This window comes from Pseudomonas reactans (assembly GCF_013387025.1).
GTDB classification, from domain to species: Bacteria; Pseudomonadota; Gammaproteobacteria; order Pseudomonadales; family Pseudomonadaceae; genus Aquipseudomonas; species Aquipseudomonas reactans.
The window spans coordinates 239,919-251,999 of the sequence record NZ_JACAQP010000003.1; the positions used below are offsets into that span (position 1 = coordinate 239,919).

Annotated in this window: 8 protein-coding genes; 3 read left to right on the forward strand and 5 right to left on the reverse strand. The window is 61.1% G+C overall.

Features of this window, described 5'->3' with window-relative positions; genetic code table 11:
- Positions 1 to 25: 25 nt before the first annotated feature.
- Together ptsP and nagE are read left to right on the forward strand one after the other, a co-directional pair.
- Positions 26 to 2,536: a phosphoenolpyruvate--protein phosphotransferase gene (gene ptsP / locus HX793_RS03155; RefSeq protein WP_177059768.1), complete on the forward strand. Its 2,511-nt coding sequence runs from the start codon at positions 26 to 28 to the stop codon at positions 2,534 to 2,536.
- 27 nt (positions 2,537 to 2,563) lie between these two features.
- Positions 2,564 to 4,261: an N-acetylglucosamine-specific PTS transporter subunit IIBC gene (gene nagE / locus HX793_RS03160; RefSeq protein WP_177059626.1), complete on the forward strand. Its 1,698-nt coding sequence runs from the start codon at positions 2,564 to 2,566 to the stop codon at positions 4,259 to 4,261.
- 86 nt (positions 4,262 to 4,347) lie between these two features.
- Here nagE and HX793_RS03165 read toward each other — a convergent pair whose 3' ends face one another.
- The 4 genes from HX793_RS03165 to purL form a co-directional block, all read right to left on the reverse strand.
- Positions 4,348 to 4,800, reverse strand: a complete 453-nt coding sequence (locus HX793_RS03165) for a hypothetical protein (RefSeq protein ID WP_177094118.1) — start codon at positions 4,798 to 4,800, stop codon at positions 4,348 to 4,350.
- Positions 4,784 to 5,422, reverse strand: a complete 639-nt coding sequence (locus tag HX793_RS03170; RefSeq protein WP_177053419.1) for a DUF6036 family nucleotidyltransferase — start codon at positions 5,420 to 5,422, stop codon at positions 4,784 to 4,786. The genes HX793_RS03165 and HX793_RS03170 overlap by 17 nt, the downstream gene beginning before the upstream one ends.
- Positions 5,423 to 5,717: 295 nt before the next feature.
- On the reverse strand, positions 5,718 to 6,029 hold the full coding sequence (locus tag HX793_RS03175; protein ID WP_016977698.1) for a YqfO family protein: 312 nt from the start codon (positions 6,027 to 6,029) through the stop codon (positions 5,718 to 5,720).
- A gap of 4 nt (positions 6,030 to 6,033) precedes the next feature.
- Complete coding sequence (purL, locus tag HX793_RS03180) at positions 6,034 to 9,930, reverse strand: phosphoribosylformylglycinamidine synthase (RefSeq protein ID WP_177059622.1); 3,897 nt, start codon at positions 9,928 to 9,930, stop codon at positions 6,034 to 6,036.
- 287 nt (positions 9,931 to 10,217) lie between these two features.
- Here purL and mltF point away from each other — a divergent pair, with 287 nt between their 5' ends.
- A complete protein-coding gene (gene mltF, locus HX793_RS03185) occupies positions 10,218 to 11,678 on the forward strand; it encodes a membrane-bound lytic murein transglycosylase MltF (RefSeq protein WP_016977696.1) in 1,461 nt (486 codons plus the stop codon).
- A gap of 124 nt (positions 11,679 to 11,802) precedes the next feature.
- Here the strand turns inward: mltF and HX793_RS03190 are convergent, their stop codons facing one another.
- The gene (locus HX793_RS03190; RefSeq protein ID WP_016977695.1) at positions 11,803 to 12,081 is read right to left on the reverse strand and encodes a PTS sugar transporter subunit IIB; all 279 of its coding nucleotides are present in this window, start codon (positions 12,079 to 12,081) and stop codon (positions 11,803 to 11,805) included.

Sequence of the window (12,081 nt, forward strand, 5' to 3'; positions counted from 1 at the left end):
CGTTTTCCTGATGAGTACCGTGCCCATGTCCTACAACAATAATGAATTGACCCTCAGCGCCCCGCTAAGCGGGCCCGTGCTGACCCTGGGCAACGTTCCCGACGAAGTGTTCGCCAGCCACGCCATGGGCGATGGTATTGCCATCGACCCCCTGAACGATTGCCTGCATGCGCCCTGTGACGGCGTGATCATCCATGTCGCGCGTACCGGGCACGCCCTGACGATTCGCGCCGAGAACGGTGCCGAGGTTTTGATGCATGTGGGCATCGATACGGTGGAACTGAACGGCGAAGGCTTTGCGTTGCTGGTGAAGGAAGGCGCGAAGGTGAGCAAGGGACAGGCATTGGTACAGTTTGACCTCGACCGCATTGCACGCCAGTGCAAAAGCCTGGTCAGCCTGATCATCCTGACCAATGGCGAGCGTTTCGAATTGCGTGCGTTGGCCGGGCAATCGGTCAAGGTCGGTGAGCCGTTGTTGCAGGTCGTGGCGCGTTCGACGGCAGCGGTTCAAACGGCTGTGGATAACTTGGACGCTGAAGTCAGCGCCAGCGTGCGCATCTCCCATCGCGGCGGTTTGCACGCGCGCCCGGCAGCGTTGATCCGCAAGACGGCCCAGGGTTTCAGCAGCCAGGCGAGGCTGCATTTCGGTGATAAATCAGCTTCGTGTGACAGCCTGATTGGCTTGATGGGCCTGGGTATTGGCGAAGGGGACGAGGTGCGCGTGAGCTGTCGCGGCAAAGATGCCGACGCCGCGTTGCAGGCCTTGGTCGCGGCGTTGTCCGCCGCCATCAAGGAGGAACACCACACACCTGTCGTTGCCACCCCACGCCGAGCCAATACCGAAGCCGGCGTGTTGCAAGGTGTGTGTGCTGCTCCGGGTCTCGTATGTGGGCCGCTGTTCCGCCTGACCGGTATCGAACTACCGGCAGACACCGGCCACCACGCCGCCGACGAACAACTGCAACGCCTGGACACCGCCCTTGAGCAAGTGCGCAGTGAAATCCGCATGACTCTGGATCAAGCGCGCCAGCGCAAGAACGTCGAAGAAGAAGACATCTTCGCCGCCCACCTCGCGCTGATGGAAGACCCTAACTTGCTCGAAGCCGCGACCAGTTCCATTGAACAAGGCAGCGCAGCCACTCATGCCTGGCGCGATGCAATCCAGGCGCAATGCGCGGTGTTACTGGCCCTGGGCAAACCGTTGTTCGCCGAACGCGCCAACGATCTGCGGGATTTGCAACAACGGGTGCTGCGCGCGCTGCTCGGTGAAGCCTGGCATTTCGAATTGCCTGCCGGGTCGATTGTCAGCGCCCACGAACTGACCCCCTCAGACCTGCTGCAACTGAGCGCGCAACAGGCCGTCGGCATTTGCATGGCCGAAGGCGGCGCCACTTCCCACGTGGCAATCCTGGCGCGCGGCAAAGGCTTGCCCTGTGTGGTCGCGTTGGGCGCTGAAGTCCTCGATGTGCCACAAGGCCAACGTGTGGTGCTGGATGCCGCCAACGGCCGCCTGGAACTGGCGCCCAGCGACGCACGCCACGCCGAAGTCCACCAGATTCGCGACGCACAGAAACTGCGTCGCCAGCAACAGCAGGCCCAGGCCCAACAGCCGGCGCGTACCACTGATGGCGTGACCGTCGAAGTGGCCGCCAATGTTGCGTCCAGTGCCGAAGCCCAGGTGGCCTTTGAAAACGGCGCCGATGGCGTCGGCCTGCTGCGCACCGAATTTCTCTTCGTGGACCGGCGCACTGCACCGGATGAACAAGAGCAACGCCACGCCTATCAGGCCGTGCTGGATGCCATGGGCGACAAGTCCGTGATCATCCGCACCATCGACGTGGGCGGCGACAAGCAACTCGACTACCTGCCACTGCCAGTCGAAGCGAATCCGGTGCTGGGCCTGCGCGGTATTCGCCTGGCCCAGGTGCGTCCTGACGTGCTTGACCAACAACTGCGCGCGCTGCTGCAAGTGTCGCCGCTGGAGCGCTGCCGCATCCTGTTGCCGATGGTGAGTGAAGTGGATGAATTGCTGCAGATCCGCCAGCGTCTGGATGAGTTGTGCGTGGAGCTGGAACTGACCCAGCGCCCCGAACTGGGCGTGATGATCGAAGTGCCCGCCGCCGCGCTGATGGCCGAGCAGTTGGCCAAGCACGCGGACTTCCTGTCCATCGGCACCAATGACCTGTCCCAATACACCCTGGCCATGGACCGCGACCACGCTGGCCTCGCCGCGCGTGTCGATGCGCTGCACCCGGCGCTGCTGCGGCTGATCGCGCAGACCTGTGCCGGCGCTGCGAAACACGGGCGCTGGGTCGGCGTGTGCGGCGCCCTCGCCTCCGACCCCTTGGCCACGCCGGTCCTGGTGGGCCTGGGGGTCAGCGAGCTGTCGGTGAGCCCGCCGCAGATCGGAGAGATCAAGGACCGCGTCCGCCACCTGGACGCGGCGCAATGCCGGCAACTGAGCCAAGGCCTGCTCGACCTGAGCAGCGCCAAAGCCGTTCGCCAAGCCTGTCAACACCACTGGCCGCTGAGCTGACAACAACAAGAAAAAAGGAGACTCGCCATGTACCAACATTTCATCGAAGGCCTGCAACGCCTGGGCCGTGCACTGATGCTGCCGATTGCGATCCTGCCGATCGCCGGCCTCCTGCTGCGCCTGGGTGACACCGATCTTTTGAACATCGCGGTGATGCACGACGCCGGGCAGGCGATCTTCGCCAACCTGGCGCTGATCTTCGCCATCGGCATCGCCGTGGGGTTTGCTCGCGACAACAACGGCACGGCCGGTTTGGCGGGTGCGATTGGTTACCTGGTGATGGTCTCCACGCTCAAGGTGATGGATACGTCCATCAACATGGGCATGCTTGCCGGTATCGCCAGTGGCCTGATGGCGGGCGGGCTGTACAACCGCTTCAAGGACATCAAGCTGCCGGAGTACCTGGCGTTCTTCGGTGGGCGACGGTTTGTGCCGATCGTCACCGGGTTCAGTGCGGTCGGATTGGGCGTGATCTTTGGTTTGATCTGGCCGCCGATCCAGCACGGCATCAACAGCTTCGGCGTGTTGTTGATGGAAAGCGGCAGCCTGGGTGCGTTTGTGTTTGGCGTGTTCAACCGTCTGCTGATCGTCACCGGTCTGCACCACATCCTCAACAACATGGCCTGGTTTGTATTCGGCACCTTCACTGACCCGGTGACCGGCGCTGTGGTGACTGGCGACCTGACCCGTTACTTCGCCGGCGACCCTAAAGGCGGCCAGTTCATGACCGGCATGTTCCCGGTGATGTTGTTCGGTTTGCCGGCGGCGTGTTTGGCGATGTACCGCAATGCGCTGCCAGAGCGGCGCAAGGTGATGGGCGGGATTTTCCTGTCGATGGCGCTGACCTCGTTTTTGACCGGGGTGACCGAGCCGATTGAATTCGCGTTCATGTTCCTGGCTCCGTTCCTGTATCTGATCCATGCACTGCTCACCGGCCTGTCGATGGCGGTGACCAATATGTTGAATATCCACCTGGGCTTTACCTTCTCCGGTGGGTTTATCGACATGGTGTTGGGTTGGGGTAAATCCACCAATGGCTGGCTGGTATTCCCGGTTGGGTTGGCGTACGCCGCGATCTATTACAGCGTGTTCAGCTTCTGCATCCGACGCTTCAACCTGAAGACGCCGGGGCGTGAAGATATCCAGGTGGTGCAGGCCGAGGTGATGACGGATAACCAGCGCGCCACGGCCTACATCCAGGCCTTGGGCGGGGCAGAGAACCTGCTGAGCGTGGGGGCATGCACGACGCGTCTGCGCTTGGACATGGTTGATCGCAACAAGGCCGTGGATGCGGAGTTGAAAGCGCTGGGCGCCATGGCGGTTGTGCGACCGGGTAACGGCGGCAGCTTGCAGGTGGTGGTGGGGCCGATGGCCGATAGCATTGCTGATGAGATTCGCCTGGCCATGCCTTCGTTTATTGCCAGTGCCCCCGTGCAACTGGCGCCTGTGGATAAGCCCGTAGCAGTGAATGTGCAAGAGGCCGAGAAATGGCTGAATGCCTTGGGTGGCCGAGGCAATGTTCGCCAGTTGGAAGCGGTGGCGATGACGCGGTTGCGGGTCGAGTTAGGGGATGACTCGGTGTTGTCTGAAGCTGACCTGACTGCTCTGGGTTGCCAGGGTGTGAGCCAGCTGGAAAGCGGTGTTTGGCATCTGTTGATTGGTGACAAGGCTTCCGGATTGGGTGAAGCGTTGGAGCGGTTGGTTACCCGCCCAATCAACGCATGACCTCTGTGGCGAGGGAGCTTGCTCCTTCGCCACAGGCACACAGCAAAAACCCGGCCTAAGCCGGGTTCTTTAATCGTAATCAGCGCCTAGGCAGACGCCCCACGTTGATCCGCTTCGTAATGGCGAGTCTGAAAAGGCATCAGCGCTTGAACCTTCAAACCCAACCCCTCACTCAGCCCCCAGGACACAGCCAGTTCATCACGGCGGCTGCGCAGTGCAACAACACCCAAAGGCTTCACATCCTGTTTGGAAGCGGTCGCCGAAAACAGCTCAATCGCGTGCAACGCTTCTAAAACCCGGCTATCCGTTACACACGAAAAGCGTGTGAAGCGCTCCAGCAGATACCCCGCACGACGAATCTCCAATTCGCTGGAGTGAGCATCTAGAAAGTTTTTCACTTCACCGACAAGGTTCGCGTCCGAGTACCAGACAGCCTTCGCGGCACTCACCAGCGCATCGTCATCCGCCTGATCCAAAGGACTTTTAACCAACGTGTCCAACGCGGACGAGAGGACGGGAGCACTAAAAGGCTTCGCCATCTGCTGTCTCCAGATAATCGTGCAAAATAGTGTTGAGAATGGATCTGGGTGGCTCTTTGTTGCCAACATACATATCAATCGCCTGCAACGCCAGCCGACGGAGCTCAGCGGTCACAATGAAGCCCGACCTGAGCAGTGCCTTGATATCGCTTACATCCTGATCGGTAGCTCTGGCCAATTTGGAGATAGCAATGTCGATAGGAGCAGCTATATGCAAGTGCAATGCGGATTGTGCAGGAAACTCGTCCAGGGGAAGACTTCGTTCCCAATAATCTTCGTGCAGAGGGCCAAAGCTAGTGTTGTATTGGAGGTCGTAGTTCAGTTCCATGATGCGCCCAGATCGCTCATCAAAAAACTGCTCTGGAAATTCCGCCAACAGTGTCTGAAGGCGCAGCTTATTTCGAAAACTCGCGCAATAAATCTCCGCATCAACATCCGTGGAAATACGGTGGTGCGTGTACAAATGAACAGCGCAACCGCCGAAGACAATGACCTTGACCGAGCCAGGTTTAGCCCCTTCAAGTATCAATTCCACTTCGATGGATTTGAACATTGAAACCAAGGCTTTCCCTAGTGGGCTACTGGTATTTAGGCGTGGAGCGACGGTATCTTGCAATTCCATCATTGAATATCAAACCCGAGAGCAATGTTGCTGGACGGGCCTTGAAATCAGATCCCGATCACTGAGCCGACAGCGACCGAAGAAGGCTATTGAGCCAGGTTCCGAGGGACAACCTGAAAGGTTTGTCGGAAAGGTCTGCGGCGCCTGTACGGACGCCATCGCCGGGAAGCCGGCTCCTACAGTTGAACGCGCTCCCTCTGTAGGAGCCGGCTTCCCGGCGATGGGATTTCACAGCCAACAAAAAACCCGCTGACCAAACTGGCCCAGCGGGTTTCTTGTTTTCACAGCCTGCGAATCAAAAATCCGCCAACTGCCACACCTCATACGCCGGTGTCTCATACGGGTGACTAAGTTTGAGCGCAGCCACTACAGCCACAATCAACTCATCCGCCACCACCAGCTCAACCTTCCACTCTTCAACCACTTCAACCTGACCCATCTGCCCAATAAACGGCTGACTGCCGTCCAACGCGCGGAATTGGCCCTGGCCCAGCACTTGCCAGGCGCAGCTGTCGTAGTTGCCGATGCGCCCGCCGCCGGCGGCGAAGACGGCGGTTTTCACCGTCTCCACATGGCTTGCGGGTACAAAGAAGGCGAGCTTGTACACCGTCTTAGTTCACCCACACGCGGGCGTTGCGGAACATGCGCATCCAGGCGCCGTCTTCGTTCCACTCTTCCGGGCGCCACGAGTTCTGCACGGCGCGGAATACACGCTCCGGGTGCGGCATCATGATGGTCACGCGGCCGTCGCGGCTGGTGAGGCCGGTGATCCCGCGCGGCGAGCCGTTCGGGTTGGCCGGGTAGGTCTCGGTGACCTTGCCGTGGTTGTCGACGAAACGCAGGGCCACGGTGCCGGACAGATCGGCTTCCAGCAACGCTTCTTCGCTTTCGAATTCGGCATGGCCTTCACCGTGGGCGATGGCGATTGGCATGCGCGAACCGGCCATGCCTTGCAGGAAGATCGAGTTGGATTCCTGCACCTGCACCATGGCGACACGGGCTTCGAACTGCTCGGAACGGTTACGCACGAAGTGCGGCCAGAACTCGCTGCCCGGGATCAGCTCGCTGAGGTTGGACATCATCTGGCAACCGTTGCACACACCCAGGGTGAAGCTGTCGTTGCGCTCGAAGAAGCCTTGGAACGCATCGCGGGCACGGCTGTTGAACAGGGCCGACTTGGCCCAGCCTTCACCGGCACCCAGCACGTCGCCGTAGGAGAAACCGCCGCAGGCCACCAGGCCTTTGAACTCGTTGAGGTCAACGCGACCGGCGAGGATGTCGCTCATGTGCACGTCGATCGCATTGAAGCCTGCGCGGTCAAACGCGGCTGCCATTTCCACCTGGCCGTTGACGCCCTGCTCACGCAGTACGGCAACCTGTGGGCGGATGCCTTTCTTGATGTAAGGCGCGGCGATGTCCTGGTTGACGTCGAAGCTGAGCTTGGTGCTCAGGCCCGGATTGTCTTCTTCCAGGATCACGTCGAATTCCTGCTCGGCGCAGTCGGCGTTGTCACGCAGGCGTTGGATCTGGTAGCTGGTCTCAGCCCACTGGCGTTGCAGCAAGCGGCGCTGACCGGCAAACACCGTGTCACCGTTGAACGAGATATTGATCTCGCCGTTGTTGATCGGCTGGCCGATCACGGCCACGCAGTCGTCCAGGCCAGCGGCGCTGAATTGGGCGAGTACGTCCGGGGTAGCGTCCTGGCGAACCTGGATCACCGCGCCCAACTCTTCGTTGAACAGGATGCCGTTGATCTCGGCAGCGTCCTCGGCAACGCTGTCGAGCACGATATTCAGGCCGCAGTGACCGGCGAAGGCCATCTCGACAACGCTGGTCAGCAAACCGCCGTCGGAACGGTCGTGGTAAGCCAGCAGGTGGCCGTCGGCGTTCAGACCCTGGATCACGGCGAAGAAGGCTTTCAGGTCTTCGGCGTCATCGACGTCCGGTGCCTGGCTGCCGAGCTTGCCATGGGTTTGCGCCAGGATGGACGCGCCCATGCGGTTCTGGCCACGGCCCAGGTCGATCAGGATCAGATCGGTGGTGCCTTTGTCCATGCGCAGTTGCGGGGTCAGGGTCTGGCGGATGTCGGTGACCGGTGCAAAACCGGTGACGATCAGCGACAGCGGCGAGGTGACCGTCTTGTCGACGCCGTCTTCGTTCCAACGGGTGGCCATGGACATGGAGTCCTTGCCCACCGGAATGGTGATACCCAGCTCAGGGCACAGCTCCATGCCGACCGCCTTGACGGTGTCGTACAGGCGCGCGTCTTCACCCGGGTGGCCGGCAGCGGACATCCAGTTGGCCGACAGTTTGATGTCGGACAATTTACCGATGCGCGAGGCGGCGATGTTGGTGAGGGTTTCACCAATGGCCATGCGGCCCGACGCCGGGGCGTCGAGCAGGGCCAGCGGTGTCCGCTCGCCCATGGCCATGGCTTCACCGGTGTAGACGTCGAAGCTGGTGGCGGTGACGGCAACGTCAGCCACCGGAACCTGCCACGGGCCGACCATTTGGTCACGGGCAACCAGGCCGGTGATGGTGCGGTCGCCGATGGTGATCAGGAAGCTTTTGCTCGCCACGGCCGGGTGGTGCAGCACACGCTCGATGCTGTCGGCCAGTTCCAGCGTGCTTGGGTCGAAATCATCGCCCAGCTCGGCTTCACGGACCGCCGAACGGTGCATACGCGGGGCTTTGCCCAGCAGCACTTCCAGCGGCATGTCCACCGGGCTGTTGCCGAAGTGGCTGTCGGTAACCGTCAGCTGTGGCTCGGCAGTGGCTTCGCCAACTACTGCAAACGGGCAACGCTCGCGTTCGCAGATGGCCTGGAAGCGCGCGAAGTCTTCTGCGCCAACCGCCAATACATAGCGTTCCTGGGATTCGTTGCTCCAGATTTCGTGCGGGGCCATGCCCGGCTCGTCGTTAGGAATGTTGCGCAGTTCGAAACGGCCACCACGGTCGCCATCGTTGACCAGTTCCGGGAAGGCGTTGGACAGACCACCCGCGCCGACGTCGTGGATGAAGCTGATCGGGTTCTTGTCACCCAACTGCCAGCAACGGTCGATGACTTCCTGGCAGCGACGCTCCATCTCTGGGTTTTCGCGCTGTACGGAAGCGAAGTCCAGGTCTGCCGAGCTGGTGCCGGTGGCCATGGAGGAAGCCGCGCCGCCGCCCAGGCCGATCAGCATCGCCGGGCCGCCGAGGACGATCAGCTTGGAGCCGACCAGGATCTCGCCTTTCTTGACGTGTTCTTCACGGATGTTGCCCATGCCGCCAGCCAGCATGATCGGCTTGTGGTAGCCGCGCACTTCATCGCCACGCGGGGTGGTGATGGACTGTTCAAAGGTACGGAAGTAGCCGGTCAGCGCCGGACGGCCGAATTCGTTGTTGAATGCAGCGCCGCCCAGCGGGCCTTCGATCATGATGTCCAGCGCGGTGACGATGCGCTCAGGTTTGCCGTACGGCACTTCCCACGGCTGTTCGAAGCCCGGGATCTGCAGGTTGGACACGGTGAAACCGGTCAGGCCTGCCTTTGGCTTGGCGCCACGGCCGGTCGCACCTTCGTCACGGATTTCGCCGCCGGAACCGGTGGCTGCGCCCGGGAACGGGGCAATCGCGGTCGGGTGGTTGTGGGTCTCGACCTTCATCAGGATGTGCACCGGCTCCTGCACCGCGCCGTACTGGCGGGTCTCAGGGTCCGGGAAGAAACGGCCGGCGACGGAGCCGACGATCACCGAGGCGTTGTCCTTATAAGCCGACAGAACGCCTTCGCTGTGCATCACGTAGGTGTTCTTGATCATGCCGAACAGGCTTTTTTCCTGGCTTTCGCCGTCGATGTCCCAACTGGCGTTGAAGATCTTGTGACGGCAGTGCTCGGAGTTGGCCTGGGCAAACATCATCAGTTCGATGTCGTGCGGGTTGCGCTTCAAGCCGTTGAAGGCGTTGACCAGGTAGTCGATCTCGTCTTCGGCCAGGGCAAGGCCCAGCTCGGTGTTGGCCTTCTCGAGGGCGGCGCGGCCACCGCCGAGCACGTCAATCGCGGTCAGCGGCTTGGGCTCGGCGTGGCTGAACAGGCCGGCAGCCTGTTCCAACTGGCTGACGATGATCTGGGTCATGCGGTCGTGCAGGCTGCTGGCGATCAGCTCGGCTTCGGCATCGCTGAACTGGCCGGCGACATAGAACGCGATACCACGCTCCAGGCGCTGGATTTTTTCCAGGCCGCAGTTGCGGGCGATATCGCTGGCCTTGCTCGACCAGGGCGAGATGGTGCCGAACCGCGGCAGAACCAGGAACAAGCGGCCATTAGGCTCTTGAACCGGAACGCTTGGGCCGTACTTCAGAAGGCGTGCCAGCACTTGCTGTTCGTCGGCGGTCAACACGCCGGTAACGTCGGCGAAGTGAGCAAATTCAGCGTACAGGCCTGTAACAGCTGGAACCTTTTGGCTCAGTTGCTCAAGGAGTTTGCTGTGGCGAAAGGCAGAAAGGGCAGGAGCGCCGCGCAGGATCAACATCTTCGGGACAGCCTCGGGAAGGGGGTGTGCTTTGAGGCCGTGCATTCTAGCGTAAACCGCCGCCAACGGCACCCGAAACGCTACCGGTGGCTGCTGCCGGACGTCAGTTGGCCGGATTACACCCCTTTCGAGGGGGTATACCTGGCATTCGGCGCAGTTATTTTAACCGTCACAATCGCGCGCCAAGCCCCGTTTCTGCGGGCTGCAGCACAGTTTTGCCGGCGCTAGCAGACAAGACCCGCGCTGTCGAGATATGGCGCCGTGGGCCGTTTGCGTATACTGCGCAGATGTTCTCCCCAACTGCTTTGCGCCCGCGATGCGCCAAATGGCTCATCGCCACCGGACTCTTCCTGATGCTCAGCGCCTGTGTTGATAAACCCAGCACGCTCGAGCGAATCAAGGAGGATGGCGTATTGCGGGTGGTCACCCGGAACAGCCCGGCGACCTATTTCCAGGACCGCAACGGTGAAACCGGTTTCGAATACGAACTGGTCAAGCGCTTTGCCGATGACCTGGGCGTGAAGCTGGAGATTGAGACCGCCGACAACCTCGACGACCTGTTCGGCCAACTGGGTAAACCCAACGGCCCGGTCCTCGCGGCGGCCGGCCTGGTCAGCAGCGAGCAGCGCCAGACGCAGGTGCGTTTCTCCCACCCTTATTTAGAAGTCACCCCGCAGATCATCTACCGCAACGGCCAGTCGCGCCCGACCAACGCGGCCGATTTGGTGGGCAAGAAGATCGTGGTGCTAAAAGGCAGCACCCACGCCGAACAGTTGGCGGCGCTGAAAAAGCAGAATCCAGCGATTGAATACGAAGAATCCGACGCCGTTGAAGTGGTCGACCTGTTGCGCATGGTGGACGAAGGGCAAATCGACCTGACCTTGGTGGACTCCAACGAAGTGGCGATGAACCAGGTGTACTTCCCCAACGTGCGCGTGGCGTTCGACCTGGGCAATGCCAGCAACCAGAGCTGGGCCGTGGCCGCCGGTGAAGACAACAGCCTGCTCAACGAGATCAACAGCTACCTGGACAAAGTCGAGAAGAATGGCACGTTGCAGCGTCTGAAAGACCGCTACTACGGGCATGTCGATGTTTTGGGTTATGTGGGCGCCTACACCTTCGCCCAGCACCTGCAGCAGCGTTTGCCCAAATACGAGAAACACTTCCGCGCCTATGCCAAGGAAGAAAAGGTCGATTGGCGCCTGCTGGCTGCCATCGGCTATCAGGAATCGCTGTGGCAACCCGCCGTCACCTCCAAGACCGGCGTGCGCGGCCTGATGATGCTGACCCAGAACACCGCCCAGGCGATGGGCGTGTCCAACCGCCTGGACCCCAAGCAAAGCATCATGGGCGGCGCCAAGTACCTGGCCAAGATCAAGGACGAGCTGGACGACAGCATTGCCGAGCCGGATCGCACCTGGTTTGCCCTCGCCGCCTACAACGTCGGCACCGGCCACCTGGAAGATGCGCGCACCTTGGCCAAGCGTGAAGGCCTGAACCCGAACAAGTGGCTGGACGTAAAGAAGATGCTGCCGCGCCTGTCGCAGAAGCAGTGGTACAGCAAGACCCGCTACGGTTATGCCCGGGGTGGTGAGCCGGTGCACTTCGTGGCGAACATCCGGCGTTACTACGACATTCTCACCTGGGTGACCCAGCCGCAGCTGGAGGGCAACCAGGTGGTCGAAGGCAACTTGCATGTGCCGGGTGTGGATAAGACCAAGCCGCCGGAAGATAACCCGAAACTGTAAGAGTACTACCGAACCTATGTGGGAGCGGGCTTGCTCGCGAAAGCGGTGGGTCAGTCAGCTCATCTGTTTCTGATACACCGTATTCGCGAGCAAGCCCGCTCCCACATTTGAATCTCCATTGGGCTTAGAGGCCGGTGAGCAGATGCACCACGCCGCCCGTCAGCATCATCACCCCCGGCACACCCGCCGCCTTCAACGCCGCCGTATCCAACTTCGCCCCATCCTGCAACTGCACCCTCACCCGCGTCAGCGCCACACGCTGCTGCGACTTGAGGTTATCCGCCCCACCCAACGCGCTCAGCACCTCGGCCGACAGCAGGTTCTGCGTTGGCGCAACGACCGTCTCGGCAATCAAATCCGGCGTCAGGGCCTTCCAGAACGCCCGCTGTAATTTCTCGAACAT

Coding starts and splice junctions, on each gene's coding strand:
- ptsP (WP_177059768.1), top strand. CDS start 26: ATGTCCTACAACAATAATGAATTGACCCTCAGCGCCCCGCTAAGCGGG.
- nagE (WP_177059626.1), top strand. CDS start 2,564: ATGTACCAACATTTCATCGAAGGCCTGCAACGCCTGGGCCGTGCACTG.
- HX793_RS03165 (WP_177094118.1), bottom strand. CDS start 4,800: ATGGCGAAGCCTTTTAGTGCTCCCGTCCTCTCGTCCGCGTTGGACACG.
- HX793_RS03170 (WP_177053419.1), bottom strand. CDS start 5,422: ATGGAATTGCAAGATACCGTCGCTCCACGCCTAAATACCAGTAGCCCA.
- purL (WP_177059622.1), bottom strand. CDS start 9,930: ATGTTGATCCTGCGCGGCGCTCCTGCCCTTTCTGCCTTTCGCCACAGC.
- mltF (WP_016977696.1), top strand. CDS start 10,218: ATGTTCTCCCCAACTGCTTTGCGCCCGCGATGCGCCAAATGGCTCATC.
- HX793_RS03190 (WP_016977695.1), bottom strand. CDS start 12,081: ATGTTCGAGAAATTACAGCGGGCGTTCTGGAAGGCCCTGACGCCGGAT.